The organism is Stenotrophomonas sp. YJH_SMC_80 (genome assembly GCF_059372495.1).
Map to the genome: position 1 here is coordinate 452,513 of NZ_JCAFVP010000001.1, position 22,188 is coordinate 474,700.

Sequence of the window (22,188 nt, forward strand, 5' to 3'; positions counted from 1 at the left end):
AATCATCAGGCAGCGTGAGGAGGCAATCGGTGGTGTATCTGCGGGCGGCAATGCTGCTGCTGATCCTCCTGTGCGGCCTGTCACCCGCTGCCGCGCAGCCGGTGCCACCGAGCCCGCGCCAGGTGACGGTATTCGACGGCCTGCCGTCCAATACCGTCAACCGCATGGCCGAAGACCGCTATGGCTACCTGTGGATCGCCACCAACGACGGCCTGGCCCGTTACGACGGGCGCAACTACCGGATCTGGCGTTCTGAGGATGGCCTGCGCGACAACCGCATCTGGACGGTCCTGGTCGATGCGCGCAACCAGCTCTGGATCGGGACCGAGAACGCGGGCCTGGTACGGATGTCGGCCGACCGCCGCCAGCTGCATTTCTACGACCGCAGCAGCCAGCCGTTGATGGGGACCAACACGGTCTGGAGCCTGGCGACCACGCCGGACGGTGCGATCTGGTTCGGGACCCACGAAGGTGGGCTGTACCGGCTGGACAGCCAGGACCGCCTGCAGCGTTTCCTGCCCGAGGCCAACAATCCGCGCAGCCTGCCTGCCGCCTCGGTGCCGTACCTGGCTACGCTGGCCGATGGCAGCCTGTGGGTCGGCACCAAGCATGGCGTGGCGCGCTGGACCGGCACCGACTTCGAGCGGGTCGGCACCGACGTCATTCCCAGCCTGCTGATCAATGGGTTGACCAGCGAACCCGATGGCAGCCTGTGGATCAGTACGATGGCCGGCGCCACGGTGCGTCGCCCCGACGGGCGTTTTGAATCGCCGCCCTGGAAACTGCCGCCGGGCGAGCAGGTGCTCGGCATGATGCTGCGCGATGAACAGGGCGGGCATTGGTTGGATACCCGTACCGGGCTTGGTCGGGCCGTGGATGGGCAGTACCAGACCGTTCCGCTGTACAGCGCCGTTGCGCGCGGGCCGGTGCGGCCGAACTGGACGGGCGCTTACGAGGACCGCGAAGGCGGCATCTGGTTGGCCAGTACCAATGCCGGCCTGTGGCATCTGCTGCCGCGCTGGTGGCAGTTCTCGGTGCTGTCGCGATTGGAGGACGACACCGGTTCGCTGCGCAATGCCTTCGTGCTCGGCACCAGCCCTTCCAGCAATGGCGGCATCTGGACGGTCGGCAGCCACGGCGCGCTGGACCGGTTCGATCCCAGGACCGGCAAGATCGAGCAGCACCGCACCTGGGTCAATGGCATGTACTGGCTGTCCTCGGTACGCGAGGATCGCCGTGGCCAGGTCTGGATCGGCTCGACCGATGCGTTGCTGCGCTATGACCCGAAGCGACGTGAGCTACGTCGCTGGGGCCGTGATGCCGGGGCCGACGCGACCATGGAAGGGGTCATCGAGTCGATGATGACCTGTGACGGCGACAGCCTGTGGTTGATGTTGCCTGCAGGCCTGCAGCAGCGTGACCTCGACGGTCGCCTGCGCCGCCAGTTGGAAAACGGCCAGCGCGGCCTGCAGCAGGGCCAGCTCAACCTGGATGTGGAATGCGGGCCGCAGGACCACATCTGGCTGGCCAGTAGCCGTGGCCTGCTGCAGTGGCTGCCGGAAAGCGAGCGCTTCCAGCCGGTGCCGGGCGCGCCGGCGACCGCGATCCATGCGTTGCACGTGGGCCGCGATGGCCAGGTCTGGCTGTCGGAGGATGGCCGCCTGTCGCGCTACCGCTGGAGCCAGGGCCGGCTTGAACGGCAGGCCGTTGTCGGCGCGGAGCAGGGCTACCCGGCAATCTCCGCCTCCGGGCTGGTGGTCGATGCACAGGGCGTGGCCTGGGCCACCAGTGCGCGCGGCCTGGTCCGGGTTGGCGCCGACGGGCAGAGCGTGCGCCTGTACGGCGTGCACGACGGCCTGCCCAGCCAGGAGTTCCGCGAGCACACGTTGACGATGTCCGGCGATGGCCATCTGGTGGCCGGTACCCCGGCCGGCGTGGTGGTGTTCGACCCGGAACAGGTGCGGCCGTCGGTGCGGCGGGCGCCGTTGGTGATCGAACGGGTCGAAGTCCGCCGCAACGAGCAGGTACTCGACCTGACCCACGACACGCCCTTGCAGATTGCCGATGGTGACCGTGACCTGCGCATCGTCGCGCGACTGTTGTCATTCGCCGATTCGGCCTCCAACAGCTACCGCTACCGCCTGGCCGGCTACGACCCCGATTGGGTGGAAGTGGGGCCGGCCGGTGAGCGCCTGTTCTCGCGCCTGCCGCCGGGCAGCTACCGCCTGGAGGTACAGGCGCGCTCGGCCGACCATGTCTGGTCCCGGGTGCAGAGCCTGGAATTCCGTGTACAGCCACCGTGGTGGCGCAGCCTGTCCGGGCTGCTGGTGCTGGCCTCGATCGCGCTTCTGCTGACCAGTTGGTTTGCCTGGTTGTATCGCCGTCGCCTGCAGCGGCGCCATGCCTATCAGCTGGCACTGCATAAACAGGAACTGGCCGAACAGGCCTCGGCGGCCAAGACCCGCTTCCTGGCCAATCTCGGCCACGAAATCCGCACGCCGATGACCGGTGTGCTCGGCATGAGCGAACTGCTGCTGGCCTCGCCGCTGGACCCGCAGCAGCGCGGTTACACGCAGTCGATCCGGCACGCCGGCGAACACCTGCTTCAGCTGGTCAACGATGCACTGGACCTGGCACGGATCGAATCCGGACGGCTGGAGCTGCAGTCCAAGCCGTTCGCGCTGAGCTGCCTGCTGCAGGACCTGGCCGCGCTGATGGGACCGCTGGCAGCGCAGAAGGGCCTGCGCTTCACCCTCGACAACCAGTTGCCGCCGGGCCTGCAGGCGACCGGCGATGCGATGCGGGTAAGGCAGATCCTGCTCAACCTGCTCTCCAACGCGGTCAAGTTCACCAGCCGCGGAACCATCACCCTGCATGCGCGCAGCGACGGCGAGCTGCGCGCGTTGCATTTCGAAGTGCGCGACACCGGGCCAGGCATCAGCCAGGAACAGCAGCAGCGCCTGTTCCGCCGCTTCGAGCAGGCCGATGGCGCCCGCACCGCGGCGCAGTACGGCGGCAGCGGCCTGGGCCTGGCGATCTGCCGCGAACTGGCGCAGGCGATGCAGGGGCGTATCCAGGTCGAGAGCCAGCTCGGCCGCGGCACGTGTTTTGGCGTGACCCTGCCGTTGCCGCTGGTGGTCGATGCCAATGCAGAGTCCGAGGGCGAAGTGCACCGCGAGGATGCGGCCAACATGCCGCCATTGCGCGTGCTGCTGGTCGAGGATGATGCAACCGTGGCTGATGTGGTGCGCGGGCTGTTGAGTGCGCGCGGCCATGAAGTGGTGCATGCGGGCCATGCGCTGGCGGCACTGCGCGAGATCAGCGCAGGGGATTTCGACGTCGGCCTGCTGGATCTGGACCTGCCGGGCCTGAGCGGCTTCGAGCTGGCCCAGCACCTGCGCAACCAGGGCTACATGCTGCCACTGCTCGCCGTGACGGCACGGACCGATCCAGACCTTCAGCAGCAGGTGGAAGCGGCCGGCATCGGTGGTTTCCTGCGCAAGCCGGTGACCGGTGAGCTGCTGGTGGAAGCGATCGCCAAGGCGATGGGCAGGTAGGGTTTGTTGCAGGGCTTGCAGCCCTGCACCTGCAGAGGCTTCAAGCCAAGGCAACAGCAACGGCAAAAGCAGGCATTCCGTGGGTGGTGGGGCGGTGTGGGCTTGCAGGACACGCCGTAAACCCGTCCATGGGGGCTCGATGGCGCCATCCATGGCGCCAACGGTCCTGCAAGCCCACACCGCCCCACCTCTGACAGATTTTCGCGATCAGGTAGATCCACGCCATGCGTGGATGCTTTTCGATCTCAATTCGACATATTCGATCTCGATAGAGATTCATCCACGCATGGCGTGGATCTACTGCAGATCGCAGAATTCTGTCGAAGGCGGGGTGGGTCCGGTTGCGGGCGTGTCCGCGGCATGGATGCCGCGGCCAAGCCCCCAGGGATGGGTTTACGGCGTCTCCCGCAAACGGATCCACCCCGCCATCCCGCAGGACGCCAGCTTTTGCTTCGGCTGTTGCCTTGGCTTGAAGCCTCTGCAGGTGCAGGGCCGCAGGCCCTGCCGAACCACCCTCACTCCGCAACGTGTTCGACCTGCCGTGGCTCCGGCTTGGTATCGGGCAGCTGCCAGAAGATCATCGTCGAGGTCAGGGTGATCGCGCCCACGCACAGGAACGTGGCATGCAGCGCGGCGGTGGCGCTGTTGCTGTCCAGGTGGTTGCCGAACGCGGCCAGCAGGCTGCCGGCCGCAGCAGCACCAAAGCCGGCGGCGAGCATCATCACCATCGACAGCAGGCTGTTGCCGGAACTGGCGAACTCACGGTCCAGATCGCGCAGGGTCACGGTGTTCATCACGGTGAACTGCAGCGAATTGACCGCGCCGAAGAACGCCAGCTGCAGCAGGCGCCAGGCCAGGTGCTGGCCAGGTGTCATCAGGATGAAGCTGGCCATCGCCAGGCCCACCAGCACGGTGTTGACCATCAGCACGCGGCGGTAGCCGTAGCGCTCCACCAGCTTCACCGCCAGCTTCTTTGAGACCATGCCGGCGGCTGCCACCGGCACCATCATCAGGCCGGCGTTCATCGGGCCCAGGCCCAGGCCGACCTGCAGCAGCAACGGGATCAGCATCGGCATGGCGCTGCTGCCGATGCGCGAGAAAAGATTGCCGAGAATGCCGATGCGGTAGCTGGGTACGCGGAACAGCGCCAGCGAGAACAACGGCGCCGTCGAATTGGCAGCGTGCAGCCAGTAACCCACCAGCGCCGCCAGCCCTGCAACGGTCATCAGCATCACCAGCGCGTGTGGCGTGCCCAGTCCGGAGATGCCGTCCAGCGCCAGTGACAGCACCACCATCGCGAAGGCCAGCATGATGTAGCCACGCAGGTCGAAACGGGTGCGATGGCTGGCGTAGTGGTCGGGCATGATCTTCATCGCGGCGATGAATCCGATCACGCCGATCGGCAGGTTGATCAGGAACACCCAGTGCCACGAGGCGATCTCCACCAGCCAGCCGCCCAGCGTGGGGCCGATCAGCGGGCCGACCAGGGCCGGGATGGCGATGAAGCTCATCGCGCGCAGGAAATCCTCGCGCGGCACTGATCGCATCACTGCCAGCCGGCCGACCGGCAACAGCATTGCGCCGCCGATGCCCTGCAGCACGCGCGCACCGACCAGCTGGTGCAGGTGCTGGGCCAGCGCGCAGGCCAGCGAGCCGAGGGTGAACAGAATGATCGCCACCAGGAAGGTGCGACGGGTGCCGTAGCGGTCAGCGATCCAGCCCGAGGCGGGAATGAAGGTGGCCACCGCCAGCGCGTAGCTGAACACCACCGACTGCATCTGCAGCGGGCTTTCGCCCAGGCTGGCCGCCATCGCCGGCAATGCCGTGTTGACGATGGTCGAGTCCAGCATCTGCATGAAGATCGCCAAGGACACCAGCCACAGCAGGGGGCGGTGGCGGTTGTAGGTCGATGGCGATGTGGACATGGGGTGCGGCCGGTGCAGCGTGGGGGATGCCATGATCGCGCACTGTGGGTCACGGCGCGATCAACATCGCGCCGCAACCGTATGCCGAATGCTCAGCGCTGGCTGTGCGCGTGCACCGCGTCGACCAGCACCTGCACGTGGGCCGGGTCCATGTCCGGCGACATGCCGTGGCCGAGGTTGAACACGTGGCCCTCGCGCGAACCGCCATTGCCGGCGGCGTAGGTGTCGAGCACCCGCGCTGCGGCTGCGGCGATCGCATCCGGCGAGGCGTACAGCGTGGTCGGGTCGAGGTTGCCCTGCAGCGCGACGCGGCCACCGGTGCGGCGCATCGCCTCGTCCAGGTCCAGCGTCCAGTCCAGGCCCAGTGCATCGGCGCCGGTCTGCGACAGCGCTTCCAGGTGCAGGCCGGTACCCTTGCCGAACAGGATCAGCGGCGTGCGCTCGCTGCCTTCGCCGCGCTCCAGGTCCTCGGCGATGCGCTGCAGGTAGCGCAGCGAGAACTCGCGGTACATGGCCGGCGACAGCACGCCGCCCCAGGTGTCGAACACTTGCAGCGCCTGCGCACCGGCCGCGCGCTGCGCGCCCAGGTACGCAATCACCGCGTCGGTGGTGACCTCCAGCAGGCGGTGCAGGGCCTGCGGATGGTTCAGCGCCATTGCCTTGATGCGCGCGAAATCCTTGCTGCCGCCGCCTTCCACCATGTAGCAGGCCAGTGTCCAGGGGCTGCCGGAGAAGCCGATCAACGGTACCTGGCCGTCCAGCTCCCGACGGATCAGGCGCACTGCGTCCATCACATAGCCCAGGTCCTGCTCCATGTCCGGTACCGCCAGCCGGGCGATGGCCGCTTCGTCACGCACCGGATGACGGAACTTCGGGCCTTCGCCTTCAACAAAGTAGAGCTCCAGGCCCATCGCATCGGGAATGGTGAGGATGTCCGAGAACAGGATGGCTGCGTCCAGCGGGAATCGGCGCAGCGGCTGCAGCGTGACTTCGCAGGCGATCTCCGGGTTCTTGGCCATGGCCAGGAAGCTGCCGGCCTTGGCCCGGGTTGCGCGGTACTCCGGCAGGTAACGGCCGGCCTGGCGCATCAGCCAGACGGGGGTGCAGTCCACCGGTTCGCGGCGCAGGGCGCGCAGCAGGCGATCGTTGCGGAGAGGGCTGGTCACGATGGGCATTCCTTGGACGAAAGTTGGCAGCGGCGTCAGTCGCCGTGCGAGAGGATCTGGAAGCCGCGATGCAGTTCGGCATCGCGGGCCTTCTCGAAGGCATGACGGGCTTCGTCAGCCTGCAGGAACAGCTCGCGCCGCAGCTGCGAGCGGTTGCCGACGCGGCCGCTCTCGCGCAGCAGCTCCCAGCCGCCGAACAGGTCCGGCTGCAGGCTCAGGCGCAGGAAGCGCGGTGCCTGCGCACCGGCGTCGGGATGTTGCAGGTAGACGTGCATGGGCCGATTGTAGCGGGGCCAGGGTGACCCCGGCCGCAACGCGGTCGTGCCGGCCGCTGGCCGGCAATCCTGCCGCGCAGCCCGGTAGTGCCGGCTGCTGGCCGGCTTCCTCGTTGATGACGTTGCCGGCCAGCGGCCGGCACTACCGGGCCGACAGCACCTTCAGCACCGCCGCTTCATCCACGTCCGGCACCACTTCGGCGCGGCCCATGCCGCGCCACAGCACCAGGCGCAGGCGGCCGGCCACATTCTTCTTGTCCAGCCGCATGCGGCCGAGCAGGGCCTGCGGGTCCAGCCCGGCCGGGATCGACACCGGCAGGCCGAGCCGTTCCAGCAGCGCCTGCAGGCGTGCGCGATCGGCATCGTCGGCCAGGCCCAGGTGAGTGGACAGCTTCGCGGCCAGTACCATGCCCACCGCGACCGCTTCGCCGTGGTTCAGTGCATCGCGGCCCGGGGCCGAGTAGCCCTGCTCGGTCTCGATGGCATGGCCGAAGGTATGGCCGAGGTTGAGCAGGGCGCGCTCGCCCTTCTCGAACGGATCACGCTCGACGATGGCAGCCTTGTGCCGGCAGCTGCGCGCGATGGCTTCGGCCAGTACCGCATCCTCGCCGGCCAGCAGCGCATCGGCATGCTGCTGCAGCCATTCGAAGAACACGGCATCACCCAGCGCGCCGTACTTCACCACTTCGGCCAGGCCGGCACGCAGCTCGCGCGGCGGCAGGGTGGCCAGCACACGGGTATCGGCGATCACCGCGCGCGGCGGATGGAACGCGCCGACCAGGTTCTTGCCGGCCGGGATGTCGACCGCAGTCTTGCCGCCCACCGACGAATCGACCATCGCCAACAGGGTGGTCGGCAGCTGCACGCAGTCCACGCCGCGCATCCAGCAGGCCGCGGCGAAGCCGGCGAGATCACCGACCACGCCGCCGCCGAGGGCGAACACGCAGGCGTCGCGGGTGGCGCCAAGCGCGGCCAGCGCTTCGATGGCACGGCCGAATTCGGCCAGCGTCTTGGAGGCTTCGCCCGCGGCCAGCACATGCTCGCCGACGATCAGGTCGGGGCGTGCGGTCAGAAGGGTCTGCTTCACGGCATCCAGATAGCGCGGGGCCACTTCGCTGTCGCTGAGCAAAAGCACGTGGCGGCCACGCACATGCGAGGCCAGCGCGGCGCCGTCGGCCTGCGCACCGGCGCCGATGGTGATGGAGTAAGGGCGGTCGCCGCCGACGGCGACCTGCAGCAGGGCGGGGGAAGTCATGGGGTCAGGTCCTGGCGCTGCCATTGCGTGGCCAGCTTGACCACCAGGTGGGCGGTCGCGTCGGCAGCGGTGTACGGGTCGGTATCAAGGGTGATGTCGGCCAGTTCGCGGTACAGCGGGTCGCGGTGCGCGGCCAGATCGTGCAGCACCTGCTCACGGTCCGGGCGCTGCAGCAGCGGCCTGCCTTTGTCGCGGGCCAGGCGTTCCAGCTGCGCGTTCACGCTGACCCGCAGGTAGACCACGAAGCCGCGCTGGGCGATCAACGCACGGTTGCCAGGATCCAGCACCGCGCCGCCGCCGGTGGAGACCAGCTGGCCGCGACCTTCCAGCACGCGGGCAAGCGCCTCGCGTTCATGGCTGCGGAAGCCGGCTTCGCCGGAGTGCTCGAAAATGGTCGGGATGCTGGCGCCGGCGGCATCGACGATGGCCTGGTCGACATCGACGAAGTCCAGCGTGAAGCGCTCGGCCAGGCGGCGGCCGATGCAGGTTTTGCCGGCGCCCATCGGGCCGATCAGGATCAGGTTCGGAGCAGGATTCATGCCCTGTGATGCTAACACCTCCGTGCCCTGGCCTTTACGTCCTTCACGTCAGGGTAGGCGTTCCTGCGGGGTTTCCCGCGCCAACCGGAGTACAGGCCATGACGGTCGCGAAGGTCATCGAAATCACCGCCTCCTCGCCGAAGAGCGTGGAGGACGCCGTGCGCAGCGGTCTGAAGAAGGTCTCCGAGACGGTCAAGGGCATCCAGGGCGCCTGGGTGAACGAGACCAAGGTGGTGACCAATGGCAGCGGCGAAATCACCGAATGGCGGGTCAACCTGCGGGTGACCTTCCTGGTGGAATAGGCGCGCTCAGCGCACGTCCTGCACCTGTCGCTGGCCGTCCAGCACCACCACGTGGTCGGCCAGGGCGGGCAGGGCATGCAGCGCCTGGCGGCTGACCCGCTCGTAGTACTGCACGAAGCGCTCCAGCTGTGGCCGGCTCATGCCGTGCCGGCCCGGCTGCGCGGCCTGCAGGTTCTGCTCCTGCTGCCAGCGCCAGCGCGGTACCACCGAGAAATCCGGCGGCTGCAGGAACCACAGGCGGTCGCAGCGCTGCCACAGCGCCGGGTAGTCGCGGGCCAGCGCCTGGTTGCACCAGCGCCGCCAGCGACCATCGGCGTCGGCTTCGCGCTCCAGTGCGTTCAACGGGCTGTCCAGCGCGCCGTCATCCTGCGCGGGGGTGCCCAGGAACCAGCCTTCGAAGACCAGCAGGTCCAGCGGTTGCTGCAGGCGCGGCCAGTGCGCTTCGGGCAGGCGTTCATCGGCCAGCTTGTCGAAGCGCGGCATCGCGAAGGGCTGGCGTGTGGCCACGGCGTCCAGCACTGCATGGGCCAACGGCAGGTCATGGGTGCCCGGCGGGCCTCGGGTGATCAGCAGCGGGTGCACCTGGCGGGCCAGCCGCTGCCGCTGTGCGCGGGTCAGGTAGACGTCATCGATGGACAGCGTGGCGGCGTTCAGGCCGCGCGACTGGGCGCGCGCCACCACCTGCGCGGCCAGCGTCGATTTGCCGCTCCCCTGCAGGCCGCTGATCGCCAATACTGGAACCGCTGCACCGCTGCCCAGTGCATCGTCCAGCACCTGTTCGGCCAATGTTTCGGGGAATCCTTTCACCTGGGGCATATACGCAGCAGCGGCCATGCAGCCACAATAGCCCAATCCGTGTGAGAAGAACGCAATCATGAGCGACCTGTACGCCGAAGCCCTGTCCACGTTTGCCGGCCTGTTCGAAGAGGCCAAACAGAGCCGCGAGGTCGAGCCGAACGCGATGACCGTGGCCACCGCCGATACGCACGGGCGTCCCTCTGCACGTACCGTGCTGCTGAAGGCGTTCGATGAGCGTGGTTTCGTGTTCTACACCCACCTGGACAGCCATAAGGGCCAGGAGCTGCAGGCCAATCCGCAGGCCGCGCTGTTGTTCCTGTGGCGCAGCCTGCGCGAAGCCGGTATCCAGGTGCGCATTGAAGGCCGTGTCGAGCAGGTCGCCGATGCCGAAGCCGATGCCTATTTCGCCAGCCGCCCGCGCATGAGCCAGATTGGCGCGTGGGCCTCGCAGCAGTCGAAGACGCTGGCAACGCGCGAGGAATTCGATGCGCGCGTGGCCGAGGTCGAAGCCCGCTTCGAGGGCAAGGACGTGCCGCGCCCGGAGGGCTGGAGTGGCCTGCGCGTCGTGCCCGACCGCATCGAGTTCTGGTACGGCGCGCAGTTCCGCCTGCACGAACGCTGGTGCTATGAAGCCGGCGCCGAAGGGCGCTGGAGCAAGCGCCTGCTGTACCCGTGATCGCCAGGGCGCCCATGATCCGCCAGGCCACGCCGGCCGATGCGGCCGCATGGGCGCGGTTGCGTCTCGGCCTGTGGACTGATGCCGATGATCCGCTGGAGGAACTGACGCAGTCGCTGGCAGATGCCGAAGGTGCTGTGTTCTTGGCCTGTGCGGCGGATGGCGAGGCGGTTGGTTTCGCTGAAGTGCGCCTGCGCCATGACTACGTGAACGGCACCGAGTCTTCGCCGGTGGGGTTCCTGGAGGGCTGGTACGTGCAGCCGCAGTGGCATGGCCGCGGCGTCGGCCGCGCCCTGCTGGCGGCGGTGCAGGCGTGGACGCGCGATGCGGGCTGCCGCGAACTGGCTTCGGACAGTCGCGTGGAAGACGTGCAGGCTCACGCCGCGCATCGGGCCTGCGGCTTCGAAGAGACCGAACGGGTCGTCTATTTCCGCATGCCGCTGGAGCCATCGGCGTGAATCGCGTGGCGCTGTACCGCGTGGTGGTGTTCGTGCCGTCGGCAGCACTGGGCGCGGTGAAGCAGGGCATCCTGGCGATGGATGCGCTGGCGGCCGGCGACTACGAGCACGGCATGTGGTGGTCGGCGCCGGGCTTTGAACAGTTCCGCCCGCGCGTGGGTGCGTCGCCCGTACAGGGTGAGGCGGGGCGCACCGAAGCGGTCGACAGCGTACGCCTGGAATTCTGCCTGCCGCGCGATCCGCAGCGGCTGCAGCGCATCTTCGAACAGGGCATCGTGCCGCATCATCCGTGGCAGGTGCCGGTGGTGCAGGTGGAGGAGATCGAGCTTCTGCTGGCCGACGCACACCTTTGGTAGAGTCGAGCCCTGCTCGGCTGCTGCTCCGACGCATGAGGCAGTCGAGCAGGGCTCGACTCCACAAGAGCAGGCTGTCGCAAATGGACCGGCTTGCTTCATCTGCGAGCAGGCCCTTAACCGGCACACTCCGACGGATGTTCTCGACTTCCGGAGTTGCCATGCCCTCCTGGCGTTGCCTGTTTGCGGTGCCGCCGCCGCGTCACGGCGTGGAAGCGTTCCTGCTGTTGATCGCCCGCATCGTGGCCGGGGTGATGTTCTGCGTGTCCGGCTGGAACAAGGTGTTCACCGATGCGGGCCGTGAGCGCATGGTGCATACGCTGGTCGATGCGGGGATCCCGTTCCCGGTGTTCAGTGTGCCGGTGCTCGGCGGCATTGAATGGATTGCGGGCGGCCTGCTGGTGCTGGGCCTGCTCAGCCGGCCTTCGGCCCTGCTGCTGGCGGGGATCTGTGCGGTGGCGGCGCTTACCGATGGCATCGCGCGCATTCCTGCGGGACTGAGCGTGCCGGATTGGTTGAGCTGGTTCTTCTACCTGAGCGAAGTGCCGCTGGGTGTGTTGCTGTTGTGGATTGCCGCAGTGGGGAGTGGACGGTTCGCGATCGAAGCGCGTTGGGCACGCTGAGCGCTCCTCGTCCGCGCGCAGCCAGAACGCATCTGTAGCATTTGGTGTTTGCCGGTAGATCCACGCCATGCGTGGATGAGATGCTTGACGGAAGAGCGGTGCGAACCAAGGTTCGCACCCACCAGGCAACGAGTGGTTACAATCCCGCCGCGCGCAGCCAGCGCCAGAGTGTGGTGCGTGAGACGCCCAGCGCCTGCGCCATCCCCTCGCGGTCATTGCGGTGTTCCTGCAACAGCGTTTCCAACTGCGCACGCGGCGGCCGCTTGCCGTTGCTTTCCACCGGTAGCGCAGCGGCGCCCTCATTCACCAGCTCGGGTGCCAGCTGCAGCAGTCGCGCGGCATCAATCAGCCCCTCACCAGGTTGCCAATGGATGCGCAGCCGATCCACCAGATTGCGCAATTCGCGAACATTTCCGGGCCACTCTGCGGTGGTCAGCACCGCCAGTGCCTCCGCATCCAGTGGCGCGTCGATACCACGCAGCTGGCGGAAGAAATGCTGCGCCAGCAGCGGGATGTCACCGCGCCGGGCACGCAGTGCGGGCAGGGCGATGCGCAGCGCGGCCAGGCGGTAATACAGGTCGCGGCGGAAGCTGCCGGCCGCCACGCGCTGCTCGAGCGACTGCAGGGTCGCGGCCACCACGCGAAGGTCGACCGGGGTCGGTTCGGTGGCGCCGACACGCAGTACCTCGCGTTCTTCCAGCACCCGCAGCAGGCGGGTCTGCAGTGGCAGCGGAAGTTCGCCGATTTCATCCAGGAACAGGGTGCCGCCGTCAGCGGCCTCGACCAGGCCGACGCGGCCGCCACGGCGTGCGCCGGTGAAGGCGCCATCGCTGTAGCCGAACAGCTCCGCTTCCAGCAGCGATTCGCTGATCGCGCCACAGTTCAGTGCCACGAAGCGGCCACGGCGTCCGCTGGCGGCGTGCAGCTGGCGCGCCACCAGCTCCTTGCCGGTGCCGGTTTCGCCGGTGACCAGTACGGTGCTGTCATGCGGGGCGTACAGCGCGATCTGTGCGCGCACCTGTGCCATGGCCTCGCTGTCGCCGAGCAGGTCGTGGGCATCGCTGCGCGGTGCGGCACGGCGGCGCGGCGCGGGCCGGCTGCCGCCGGAGCGGGCCAGGGTCTGGGTCAGTTCCAACGCGTGCTCGAACGCTTGCCGTACCGAATCTGCCGAGTACAGCAGCACGCCGGGCAGTCCGGCCTGTTCGGCGTGGTCGATGGCCATGCCGGTGCCGACGATCACCTCGATGCCGTTGGCGCGCAGGTCGGCGATGCAGTCGCGGGCGTCCTCGCGGGTGACGAAGCGGCGATGCTCGATGTCCAGGCCGAAGCTCTGCTGGAAGTTGCTGAACACCGGCACGTCGCTGGCGTGGGTGACCAGGCCGATACGGCCGGCGATCCGCCGTGCGCGCGCCAAGGCTTCCATCAGGTCGAAGCCGTTGGCCTGGATCGGCACCAGCGGCAGCTCCAGCCGGCTGCGCAGCCAGGCCGCGTTGGAGCCGCCAGCGATGACCACGTCGCAGTGCTCGCGGCGCAGGCGCTGGCCGATCACGTCCACCGCTTCCTCGAAGCCGAGGTTGATCTGCTCGATACGCGCGCGGCGATCGAACTCGGGAATGACGTCGCCGAGAAGACCGGTCAGCCGCGAGACGCTGACGGTCCAGATCACCGGCCGACTGGGGTCGGCATCGGCGTGGCGCAGGGGCGAGCGGGGCAGGTACATGGCGGCGCGCGTTGGACGGGATGTTTCATGATACATCTGTTTCAATGTTTCATATGTTTCGCTGCTGCATGGGCGTCATTCCCGTGAAATCAACGGCTTGCAGCTTGGCATGGTGCTTGCGCTCTCTTTTCCGTACTTCAACCTGGATTGCCGCATGACCGCTTCCACTCCTTTCTCCGCCGGTGCCCGCTTCCGTGAGGCGCTGGCTGCCGAATCGCCGCTGCAGGTGATCGGCGCGATCAACGCCAACCACGCCCTGCTGGCCAAGCGCGCCGGCTTCCGCGCCATCTACCTGTCCGGCGGCGGTGTTGCCGCGGGCTCGCTGGGCCTGCCGGACCTGGGCATCAACACCCTGGAAGACGTGCTGGTGGACGTGCGCCGCATCACTGATGTCTGCGACCTGCCGTTGATGGTCGACATCGACACCGGCTTCGGCCCGAGCGCGTTCAACATCGCGCGCACCGTGAAGTCGCTGATCAAGGCCGGTGCGGCCGCCTGCCACATCGAAGACCAGGTCGGCGCCAAGCGCTGCGGTCACCGCCCGGGCAAGGAAATCGTCTCCCAGGGTGAAATGGTCGACCGCGTGAAGGCGGCTGCCGATGCCAAGACCGATCCGGACTTCTTCCTGATCGCGCGTACCGATGCCATCCAGGTGGACGGCGTGGACAAGGCCATCGAGCGCGCCATCGCCTGTGTCGAGGCCGGTGCGGACGGCATCTTCGCCGAGGCGGCCTACGACCTGGACACCTATCGCCGCTTCGTCGACGCGGTGAAGGTGCCGGTGCTGGCCAACATCACCGAATTCGGCGCCACCCCGCTGTTCAGCCGCGATGAACTGGCTTCTGCCGGCGTTGCGATCCAGCTGTTCCCGCTGTCGGCCTTCCGCGCCGCCAACAAGGCCGCCGAGAACGTCTACCAGGCGGTGCGTCGCGATGGCCACCAGCGCAACGTGGTGGACACCATGCAGACCCGCGAAGAACTCTACGACCGCATCGGCTACCACGCCTTCGAGCAGCAGCTCGATGCACTGTTCGCCGCCAAGAAATAAGCAGTACCCTGCACCATCAAGTTTTCGGAGGGAAACATGAACGATACGACCGCAACCCCGACCTTCAAGCCGAAGAAGTCCGTCGCCCTGTCCGGCACCGCCGCCGGCAACACCGCGCTGTGCAGCGTGGGCCGCAGCGGCAACGACCTGCACTACCGCGGCTACGACATCCTGGACCTGGCCAACACCAGCGAGTTCGAGGAAATCGCCTACCTGCTGGTGCACGGCAAGCTGCCGACCCGCGCCGAGCTGGTTTCGTACAAGGCCAAACTGAAGTCGCTGCGTGGCATTCCTGCTGCGGTGAAGGCGGCGCTGGAAGAGCTTCCGCCGTCGGCACACCCGATGGACGTGATGCGTACCGGCGTGTCCGTGCTCGGCTGCGTGGCGCCGGAGAAGGACGACCACAACCATCCGGGCGCGCGTGACATCGCCGACAAGCTGATGGCCTGCCTCGGTTCGATGCTGCTGTACTGGTACCACTGGAGCCACAACGGCCGTGCCATCGACGTGGAAACCGACGATGACTCGATCGGCGGCCACTTCCTGCACCTGCTGCACGGCGAGAAGCCGCAGGAATCGTGGGTGAAGGCGATGCACTCCTCGCTGATCCTGTACGCGGAGCACGAGTTCAACGCCTCGACGTTCACCTGCCGCGTCATCGCCGGCACCGGCAGCGACATGTACAGCGCGATCTGCGGTGGCATCGGCGCGCTGCGCGGTCCGAAGCACGGCGGCGCCAACGAAGTGGCGTTCGAAGTGCAGAAGCGCTACGACAGTCCCGATGAGGCCGAGGAAGACATCAAGGCCCGCGTCGAGCGCAAGGAAGTGGTGATCGGTTTCGGCCACCCGGTCTACACCGTCTCTGATCCGCGCAACAAGGTGATCAAGGACGTGGCCCGCGAGCTGTCCGAAGAGCAGTCGAGCATGAAGATGTACAACATCGCCGAGCGCCTGGAATCGGTGATGTGGGACATCAAGAAGATGTTCCCGAACCTGGACTGGTTCAGCGCCGTCAGCTACCACATGATGGGCGTGCCGACCGCGATGTTCACTCCCCTGTTCGTGATCGCCCGCACCGCCGGCTGGAGCGCGCACATCGTCGAGCAGCGCATCGACGGCAAGATCATCCGCCCGAGCGCCAACTACATCGGTCCGGAAGACCGCGACTTCGTCGCCATCGACAAGCGCGTCTGATCCACCTGCCGTACCCATCCGGCCGGCCGCGTGCCGGCCGGGTGCTTTCGCCGCCGCACCGCCGGCACCCGGCCCGCCCCCAGTACTCCGCCAGCCCATGAATACCGATTACCGCAAGAACCTCCCCGGCAGCGCGCTGGATTATTTCGACGCGCGTGCCGCTGTCGATGCGATCCAGCCCGGCGCCTACGCCACCCTGCCGTACACCTCGCGCGTGCTGGCCGAGAACCTGGTGCGTCGCTGCGACCCGGCCACGCTCGGCGACTCGCTGAAGCAGCTGATCGAGCGCCGTCGCGACCTCGATTTCCCGTGGTTCCCGGCGCGCGTGGTCTGCCACGACATCCTCGGCCAGACCGCGCTGGTGGACCTGGCCGGCCTGCGTGATGCGATCGCCGACAAGGGTGGCGACCCGGCCAAGGTCAACCCGGTTGTGCCGGTGCAGCTGATCGTCGATCACTCGCTGGCGGTGGAGTGCGGTGGTTTCGATCCGCAGGCGTTCGAGAAGAACCGCGCGATCGAAGATCGTCGCAATGAAGACCGTTTCCACTTCATCGACTGGACCAAGCAGGCATTCCAGAACGTGGATGTGATTCCGCCGGGCAACGGCATCATGCACCAGATCAACCTGGAGAAGATGTCTCCGGTGATCTACGTGCAGGACGGCGTGGCCTTCCCGGATACCTGCGTGGGCACCGACAGCCACACCCCGCACGTGGATGCGCTGGGTGTGATCGCCATTGGTGTGGGTGGTCTGGAAGCGGAGAACGTGATGCTGGGCCGCGCGTCGTGGATGCGCCTGCCTGACACCGTCGGTGTCGAACTGACTGGCCGCCCGCAGCCGGGCATCACCGCCACCGACGTGGTGCTGGCGCTGACCGAGTTCCTGCGCAAGGAACGCGTGGTCGGCGCGTGGCTTGAATTCTTCGGCGAGGGTGCCGCGGCACTGACCATCGGTGACCGTGCCACCATCTCCAACATGTGCCCCGAATACGGGGCCACCGCCGCGATGTTCTACATCGACGCACAGACCACCGATTACCTGCGCCTGACCGGGCGCGAGGAGTCGCAGGTAGCGCTGGTGGAAAACTACGCACGCACCACCGGTCTGTGGGCCGACGATCTGGCGACCGCGCAGTACGAGCGCGTGCTGCGCTTCGACCTGTCCAGCGTGGTGCGCAACATGGCTGGCCCGTCCAACCCGCACAAGCGCGTGGCCACTGCCGAGCTGGCCGAGCGCGGCATCGCCGACGAGGCCAAGCTGGAAGCGGGCAAGGCCGAGCAGGCGCAGGGCCTGATGCCCGATGGCGCGGTGATCATCGCGGCCATCACCAGCTGCACCAACACCTCCAATCCGCGCAACGTGATCGCCGCCGCACTGCTGGCGCGCAACGCCAACGCGCGTGGCCTGCAGCGCAAGCCGTGGGTGAAGTCGTCGCTGGCGCCGGGTTCCAAGGCCGTCCAGCTGTACCTGGAAGAATCCGGCCTGCTGCCGGACCTGGAACAGCTCGGCTTCGGCATCGTCGCCTTCGCGTGCACTACCTGCAATGGCATGAGTGGTGCGCTGGATCCGAAGATCCAGCAGGAAATCATCGACCGTGACCTGTATTCCACGGCCGTGCTGTCGGGTAACCGCAACTTCGATGGCCGCATCCATCCGTACGCCAAGCAGGCCTTCCTGGCCTCGCCGCCGCTGGTGATCGCCTATGCCATCGCCGGCACCGTCCGCTTCGATATCGAGAAGGACGTGCTGGGCGTGGACGCCGACGGCAACGAAGTGCGCCTGAAGGACATCTGGCCCAGCGATGCCGAGATCGACGCGGTGGTGAAGGCCTCGGTGAAGCCCGAGCAGTTCCGCAAGGTCTACAACCCGATGTTCAACGTGCGCGTGGAGCACGGCACCGCGGTCAGCCCGCTGTACGACTGGCGCCCGCAGAGCACCTACATCCGCCGTCCTCCATACTGGGAGGGCGCACTGGCCGGCGAGCGCACGCTGGCAGGCATGCGCGCGCTGGCGGTGCTGCCGGACAACATCACCACCGACCACCTGTCGCCGTCCAACGCGATCCTGGCGTCCAGTGCCGCCGGCGAATACCTGGTGAAGATGGGCCTGCCGGAAGAGGACTTCAATTCCTACGCCACGCATCGCGGTGACCACCTGACCGCGCAGCGCGCCACCTTCGCCAATCCGAAGCTGTTCAACGAAATGGTGCGCAATGACGACGGCAGCGTGAAGCAGGGTTCGCTGGCGCGCGTGGAGCCGGAAGGCAAGGTGATGCGCATGTGGGAGGCGATCGAGACCTACATGGAGCGCAAGCAGCCGCTGATCATCATCGCCGGCGCCGACTACGGCCAGGGCAGCTCGCGTGACTGGGCCGCAAAGGGCGTGCGTCTGGCTGGCGTGGAGGCGATCGTGGCCGAGGGCTTCGAACGCATCCACCGCACCAACCTGATCGGCATGGGCGTGCTGCCGCTGGAGTTCAAGCCGGGCACCACCCGCCTGACCCTGGGGATCGATGGCACCGAGACCTTTGACGTGATCGGCGAGCGTACCCCGCGTGCCGAGCTGACCTTGGTCATCCACCGCCGCGACGGCCAGGACGTGATCGTGCCGGTCACCTGCCGCCTGGACAGCGACGAGGAAGTGGCGATCTACGAGGCCGGCGGCGTGCTGCAGCGCTTCGCTCAGGACTTCCTGGAAGGTGCCAAGGTGGCGTGATAGCCGGCTGAATGCCCGCCCCCGGAGGCCGGGGGCGGGCTTGTCCGACACCAGAGCGGGGCGCACACTGACTTGGCAAAAACTGCCAAAGGAGGGTTTCATGGCCACCATGAACATTTCGCTGACCGATCCGCTCAAGCAGTTCGTGGACGAAGAAGTGCGCGAAGGGGGCTACTCCAGCACCTCGGACTATGTGCGTGACCTGATCCGCCAGCGCCAGCGCAGCAAGGCTGAAGAGCTGCTCAAGCAGCTGATTGCCGAGGGGCTGGCCTCTGGTCATTCGGCGCCTCTGGCGCCGGATCACTTTGACAAGCTGCGTGAGCGTGCACGGAACCGCAAGTGAAGCCCTCGCACTGGTCCCCTGCAGCGGTTCGAGATCTTGACCAGGCAGCAGCTTGGTATGCAGATCAGGGGGGAGAAGTGCTGGAAATCGGCTTCATCGATGCGGTGGAATCCGTTGTAAAGCTGATCGAGGCCCACCCGGGTGCTGGTTCCGCACTGCATGCGGGTCTGTTGCCCTCGCTGCAGCGCCGTTGCGTTTTCATCCGGTTCGTCGCTCCAACGGCTACCTGATCTACTACGTGGAGCTACCTGCGCACGTTTCCATCGTGCGCATCTGGAATGCTTCGCGGGGCATGGAAGCACTGTTCGAAGACGAGAAGCTCAACCCCGATATTGGTTCGTCGCATCCAGGATACTGATCCATGACCTTCCTCCCGCAACTCCGTATTCCCGCCACCTACATGCGCGGTGGCACCAGCAAGGGCGTGTTCTTCCGCCTGCAGGACCTGCCCGAGGCCGCGCAGGTGCCGGGCGCCGCACGCGATGCGCTGCTGATGCGCGTGATCGGCTCGCCCGATCCGTATGGCAAGCAGACCGATGGCATGGGCGGTGCAACGTCCAGCACCAGCAAATGCGTGATCATCTCCACCGCTTCGGTGCCGGACCACGATGTGGACTACCTGTACGGCCAGGTCTCGATCGATACCGCCTTCGTCGACTGGAGCGGCAATTGCGGCAACCTCAGCACCGCGGTGGGTCCGTTTGCGATCGCCCATGGGCTGATCGATCCGGCCCGGGTGCCGCGCGATGGCCTGTGCACCGTACGCATCTGGCAGGCCAACATCGGCAAGACCATCATCGCCCACGTGCCGATGCGCGATGGCGAAGTGCAGGAGACCGGCGATTTCGAGCTGGATGGCGTGACCTTCCCGGCGGCCGAGATCCAGCTGGAATTCATCGATCCGTCCGATGACGGTGATGCGGGCGCGATGTTCCCGACCGGCAATCTGGTCGATACATTGGACGTGCCCGGCGTGGGCAGCTTCGAGGTGACCATGATCACCGCCGGCATCCCGACCATCTTCCTCAACGCCGCCGACCTCGGCTACACCGGTATCGAGCTGCAACCGGCGATCAACGAGGACAAGGGAGCGCTGGAGCGCTTCGAGAAGATCCGCGCCTACGGCGCCTTGCGCATGGGTCTGATCAAGAACCTGGAGGACGCGGCGACGCGCCAGCACACGCCGAAGGTGGCGTTCGTTGCACCGGCTCAGGACTATGTGTCGTCCAGTGGCAAGGCCATCCCGGCCTCGGCGATCGACCTGCATGCGCGCGCGTTGTCGATGGGCAAGCTGCACCACGCGATGATGGGTACCGCCGCCGTAGCGATCGGTACCGCCGCGGCGATTCCGGGCACGCTGGTCAATCGCGCCGCCGGTGGCGGCGAACGCGAAGCGGTGACGTTCGGCCATCCCTCCGGCACGTTGCGCGTGGGTGCGCAGGCGGCACTCGTTGACGGCCAGTGGACAGTGACCAAGGCCATCATGAGCCGCAGCGCCCGCGTATTGATGGAAGGCAAGGTGCGGGTACCGGCCGAGTAACCAGCCGAACGGCGCCGGCATCACATGCTCTGGTGGATGCCAACCTTGGTTGGCATTGCATTGGCACCGCCCGGGTACGGTCCAGCGCCAACCTAGGTTGGCGATTACCGGGGGGCGCGGCCTGACCTGCTTCTGAAGAGGAGATCGACGATGTCCGACAGCCACACCCCATCCAACGAGCGTGCAGCGTGGGATGCGCTGCTGGTGGACATCGTCGATTACGTGCGCGACGCACGCACCGACTCACCGCTGGTGTTCCAGACCGCGCACCACTGCCTGCTCGATACGCTTGGGTGCGGACTGGAGGCACTTTCTTTCCCGGCCTGCAGCAAGCTGCTCGGTCCACTGGTGCCGGGCATCAGCGTGGTCAACGGCGCGCGCGTGCCGGGCACGCACTACGTGCTGGACCCGGTGCAGGCCGCCTTCAATCTCGGCGCAATGGTGCGCTGGCTGGATTTCAACGACACCTGGCTGGCTGCCGAGTGGGGCCATCCTTCCGACAATCTCGGCGGCATCTTGGCTGTTTGCGACTGGCTGGGGCGCAACGCGCAGGCTCTGCGTCGTCCGCCGCCGACCGTGCACGACGTGCTGCTGGCGATGATCAAGGCGCATGAGATCCAGGGCGTGCTGGCGCTGCAGAACTCCTTCAACCGGGTCGGGCTGGACCACGTGGTGCTGGTCAAGGTGGCCACCACTGCCGTGGTCGCCCAACTGCTCGGGCTGGACCGCGAGCGCATGCTCAATGCGCTGTCGCTGGCCTGGGTCGATGGCCAGGCGCTGCGCACCTACCGGCACGCGCCCAACACCGGCTCGCGCAAGAGCTGGGCGGCCGGCGATGCGACCAGCCGTGGCGTGCGCCTGGCGCTGATGGCGGCCAGTGGCGAGATGGGCTATCCCAGTGTGTTGAGCGCGCCGACCTGGGGTTTTGAAGCGGTATCGATGCAGGGCAAGGCGCTGACGCTGGAGCGACCGCTGGGCAGCTACGTGATGGAAAACGTGCTGTTCAAGATCAGCTACCCGGCCGAGTTCCATGGTCAGACCGCGGTGGAGGCGGCGATCACGCTGCATCAGCAGCTGCGTGCGATGGGGCGTCGGGTCGAGGACATCGCGCACATCGCCATCCGCACCCAGGAAGCCTGCATCCGCATCATCGACAAGCAGGGCCCACTGCATAACCCGGCCGACCGCGACCACTGCGTGCAGTACATGGTCGCCATCGCGCTGCTGCACGGGCGGTTGACGGCCGAGGATTACGAGGACGACGTTGCCGCCGACCCGCGCATCGACGCACTGCGCGCGAAGATGGCCTGCCATGAAGACCCGCAGCTCAGCGCCGATTACCTGGACCCGGACAAGCGCAGCATCGCCAACGGTCTGAGCGTGCGCTTCACCGATGGCACCGAGCTGCCCGAGGTACTGGTGGAGTACCCGCTGGGCCACGCGCGCCGTCGCGAGGAAGGCATTCCGCTGCTGATGGACAAGTTCCGCCGGCACCTGGCCCACCGCTTCCCGACCAGCCAGCAGCAGCGCATCCTGGCCGCATCGCTGGACCCGGTGGCGCTGGCGGCAATGCCGGTGACCGACTACGTGGACCTGTACCTGCCGGGCTAGGGCGATCGGTAGTGCCGGCCGCTGGCCGGCAATTCCATCCAACCTGCCATGCCGGTTGCCGGCCAGCGGCCGGCACTACCCACACTTGG

General features: G+C 67.1%; 21 protein-coding genes. 14 read left to right on the plus strand and 7 right to left on the minus strand.

The genetic code is table 11. The annotated features are described in order from the left end of the window. Positions 1-29 precede the first annotated feature (29 nt). The gene (locus AC5P99_RS01945; RefSeq protein WP_495212832.1) at positions 30-3,557 is read left to right on the plus strand and encodes a hybrid sensor histidine kinase/response regulator; all 3,528 of its coding nucleotides are present in this window, start codon (positions 30-32) and stop codon (positions 3,555-3,557) included. A 515-nt stretch (positions 3,558-4,072) separates the two neighbouring features. On the opposite strand, the gene mdtD is transcribed toward AC5P99_RS01945, so the two are convergent. From mdtD to AC5P99_RS01970, 5 genes are all read right to left on the minus strand, one after another. Continuing rightward, positions 4,073-5,482: a multidrug transporter subunit MdtD gene (gene mdtD, locus AC5P99_RS01950; protein ID WP_495212833.1), complete on the minus strand. Its 1,410-nt coding sequence runs from the start codon at positions 5,480-5,482 to the stop codon at positions 4,073-4,075. Positions 5,483-5,574: 92 nt separating this feature from the next. Continuing rightward, positions 5,575-6,657: a uroporphyrinogen decarboxylase gene (gene hemE, locus AC5P99_RS01955; protein WP_049450984.1), complete on the minus strand. Its 1,083-nt coding sequence runs from the start codon at positions 6,655-6,657 to the stop codon at positions 5,575-5,577. Between the two features lie 26 nt (positions 6,658-6,683). Further along, complete coding sequence (locus AC5P99_RS01960; RefSeq protein WP_005410666.1) at positions 6,684-6,923, minus strand: WGR domain-containing protein; 240 nt, start codon at positions 6,921-6,923, stop codon at positions 6,684-6,686. 142 nt (positions 6,924-7,065) lie between these two features. Next, on the minus strand, positions 7,066-8,178 hold the full coding sequence (gene aroB / locus AC5P99_RS01965) for a 3-dehydroquinate synthase (protein WP_495212834.1): 1,113 nt from the start codon (positions 8,176-8,178) through the stop codon (positions 7,066-7,068). Then, positions 8,175-8,717, minus strand: a complete 543-nt coding sequence (locus AC5P99_RS01970; protein WP_012481014.1) for a shikimate kinase — start codon at positions 8,715-8,717, stop codon at positions 8,175-8,177. The genes aroB and AC5P99_RS01970 overlap by 4 nt, the downstream gene beginning before the upstream one ends. Before the next feature lie 98 nt (positions 8,718-8,815). On the opposite strand from AC5P99_RS01970, the gene AC5P99_RS01975 reads away from it, so the two are divergent. Beyond that, entirely contained in the window at positions 8,816-9,019 is a 204-nt protein-coding gene (locus AC5P99_RS01975) for a dodecin family protein (RefSeq protein ID WP_005410663.1), read from the plus strand. Between the two features lie 6 nt (positions 9,020-9,025). On the opposite strand, the gene AC5P99_RS01980 is transcribed toward AC5P99_RS01975, so the two are convergent. Further along, entirely contained in the window at positions 9,026-9,853 is an 828-nt protein-coding gene (locus AC5P99_RS01980) for a kinase (RefSeq protein WP_049450982.1), read from the minus strand. Positions 9,854-9,893: 40 nt separating this feature from the next. Here AC5P99_RS01980 and pdxH point away from each other — a divergent pair, with 40 nt between their 5' ends. The 4 genes from pdxH to AC5P99_RS02000 all read left to right on the plus strand — a co-directional run bounded on the left by pdxH (position 9,894) and on the right by AC5P99_RS02000 (position 11,927). Then, positions 9,894-10,493 (plus strand): pyridoxamine 5'-phosphate oxidase, encoded by a 600-nt coding sequence (gene pdxH / locus AC5P99_RS01985; protein ID WP_005414153.1) that lies wholly within the window; start codon positions 9,894-9,896, stop codon positions 10,491-10,493. 14 nt (positions 10,494-10,507) lie between these two features. Then, positions 10,508-10,951 (plus strand): aminoglycoside N-acetyltransferase AAC(6')-Iz, encoded by a 444-nt coding sequence (gene aac(6')-Iz, locus AC5P99_RS01990; protein WP_495212835.1) that lies wholly within the window; start codon positions 10,508-10,510, stop codon positions 10,949-10,951. Continuing rightward, complete coding sequence (locus AC5P99_RS01995; RefSeq protein WP_495212836.1) at positions 10,948-11,307, plus strand: YqfO family protein; 360 nt, start codon at positions 10,948-10,950, stop codon at positions 11,305-11,307. The genes aac(6')-Iz and AC5P99_RS01995 overlap by 4 nt, the downstream gene beginning before the upstream one ends. A gap of 158 nt (positions 11,308-11,465) precedes the next feature. Beyond that, a complete protein-coding gene (locus tag AC5P99_RS02000; protein WP_495212837.1) occupies positions 11,466-11,927 on the plus strand; it encodes a DoxX family protein in 462 nt (153 codons plus the stop codon). Positions 11,928-12,063: 136 nt separating this feature from the next. Here the strand turns inward: AC5P99_RS02000 and prpR are convergent, their stop codons facing one another. Beyond that, complete coding sequence (gene prpR / locus AC5P99_RS02005; RefSeq protein WP_088436312.1) at positions 12,064-13,647, minus strand: propionate catabolism operon regulatory protein PrpR; 1,584 nt, start codon at positions 13,645-13,647, stop codon at positions 12,064-12,066. 154 nt (positions 13,648-13,801) lie between these two features. Here prpR and prpB point away from each other — a divergent pair, with 154 nt between their 5' ends. The 8 genes from prpB (at position 13,802) to AC5P99_RS02045 (ending at position 22,099) form a co-directional block, all read left to right on the plus strand. Continuing rightward, positions 13,802-14,695 (plus strand): methylisocitrate lyase, encoded by an 894-nt coding sequence (gene prpB / locus AC5P99_RS02010; protein WP_049404562.1) that lies wholly within the window; start codon positions 13,802-13,804, stop codon positions 14,693-14,695. A 36-nt stretch (positions 14,696-14,731) separates the two neighbouring features. Then, the gene (gene prpC, locus AC5P99_RS02015; RefSeq protein WP_495212838.1) at positions 14,732-15,889 is read left to right on the plus strand and encodes a bifunctional 2-methylcitrate synthase/citrate synthase; all 1,158 of its coding nucleotides are present in this window, start codon (positions 14,732-14,734) and stop codon (positions 15,887-15,889) included. 97 nt (positions 15,890-15,986) lie between these two features. After that, on the plus strand, positions 15,987-18,605 hold the full coding sequence (gene acnD, locus AC5P99_RS02020; protein ID WP_495212839.1) for a Fe/S-dependent 2-methylisocitrate dehydratase AcnD: 2,619 nt from the start codon (positions 15,987-15,989) through the stop codon (positions 18,603-18,605). A gap of 100 nt (positions 18,606-18,705) precedes the next feature. Further along, a complete protein-coding gene (locus AC5P99_RS02025; protein ID WP_049450973.1) occupies positions 18,706-18,948 on the plus strand; it encodes a type II toxin-antitoxin system ParD family antitoxin in 243 nt (80 codons plus the stop codon). Further along, complete coding sequence (locus AC5P99_RS02030) at positions 18,945-19,178, plus strand: type II toxin-antitoxin system RelE/ParE family toxin (protein WP_495212840.1); 234 nt, start codon at positions 18,945-18,947, stop codon at positions 19,176-19,178. The genes AC5P99_RS02025 and AC5P99_RS02030 overlap by 4 nt, the downstream gene beginning before the upstream one ends. Further along, the gene (locus AC5P99_RS02035; RefSeq protein WP_495212882.1) at positions 19,139-19,306 is read left to right on the plus strand and encodes a hypothetical protein; all 168 of its coding nucleotides are present in this window, start codon (positions 19,139-19,141) and stop codon (positions 19,304-19,306) included. Before AC5P99_RS02030 ends, AC5P99_RS02035 begins: the two co-directional genes overlap by 40 nt. A 3-nt stretch (positions 19,307-19,309) precedes the next feature. Then, positions 19,310-20,488, plus strand: a complete 1,179-nt coding sequence (gene prpF / locus AC5P99_RS02040; RefSeq protein ID WP_049450969.1) for a 2-methylaconitate cis-trans isomerase PrpF — start codon at positions 19,310-19,312, stop codon at positions 20,486-20,488. Between the two features lie 150 nt (positions 20,489-20,638). Beyond that, positions 20,639-22,099, plus strand: a complete 1,461-nt coding sequence (locus tag AC5P99_RS02045) for a bifunctional 2-methylcitrate dehydratase/aconitate hydratase (RefSeq protein WP_049450968.1) — start codon at positions 20,639-20,641, stop codon at positions 22,097-22,099. The last annotated feature ends 89 nt before the right edge of the window (positions 22,100-22,188 follow it).

Coding starts and splice junctions, on each gene's coding strand:
- pdxH (WP_005414153.1), top strand. CDS start 9,894: ATGAGCGACCTGTACGCCGAAGCCCTGTCCACGTTTGCCGGCCTGTTC.
- AC5P99_RS01960 (WP_005410666.1), bottom strand. CDS start 6,923: ATGCACGTCTACCTGCAACATCCCGACGCCGGTGCGCAGGCACCGCGC.
- acnD (WP_495212839.1), top strand. CDS start 15,987: ATGAATACCGATTACCGCAAGAACCTCCCCGGCAGCGCGCTGGATTAT.
- AC5P99_RS01975 (WP_005410663.1), top strand. CDS start 8,816: ATGACGGTCGCGAAGGTCATCGAAATCACCGCCTCCTCGCCGAAGAGC.
- AC5P99_RS02000 (WP_495212837.1), top strand. CDS start 11,466: ATGCCCTCCTGGCGTTGCCTGTTTGCGGTGCCGCCGCCGCGTCACGGC.
- AC5P99_RS02045 (WP_049450968.1), top strand. CDS start 20,639: ATGTCCGACAGCCACACCCCATCCAACGAGCGTGCAGCGTGGGATGCG.
- prpR (WP_088436312.1), bottom strand. CDS start 13,647: ATGTACCTGCCCCGCTCGCCCCTGCGCCACGCCGATGCCGACCCCAGT.
- AC5P99_RS01970 (WP_012481014.1), bottom strand. CDS start 8,717: ATGAATCCTGCTCCGAACCTGATCCTGATCGGCCCGATGGGCGCCGGC.
- prpB (WP_049404562.1), top strand. CDS start 13,802: ATGACCGCTTCCACTCCTTTCTCCGCCGGTGCCCGCTTCCGTGAGGCG.
- AC5P99_RS01980 (WP_049450982.1), bottom strand. CDS start 9,853: ATGGCCGCTGCTGCGTATATGCCCCAGGTGAAAGGATTCCCCGAAACA.
- prpF (WP_049450969.1), top strand. CDS start 19,310: ATGACCTTCCTCCCGCAACTCCGTATTCCCGCCACCTACATGCGCGGT.
- prpC (WP_495212838.1), top strand. CDS start 14,732: ATGAACGATACGACCGCAACCCCGACCTTCAAGCCGAAGAAGTCCGTC.
- AC5P99_RS02025 (WP_049450973.1), top strand. CDS start 18,706: ATGGCCACCATGAACATTTCGCTGACCGATCCGCTCAAGCAGTTCGTG.
- hemE (WP_049450984.1), bottom strand. CDS start 6,657: ATGCCCATCGTGACCAGCCCTCTCCGCAACGATCGCCTGCTGCGCGCC.
- mdtD (WP_495212833.1), bottom strand. CDS start 5,482: ATGTCCACATCGCCATCGACCTACAACCGCCACCGCCCCCTGCTGTGG.
- aroB (WP_495212834.1), bottom strand. CDS start 8,178: ATGACTTCCCCCGCCCTGCTGCAGGTCGCCGTCGGCGGCGACCGCCCT.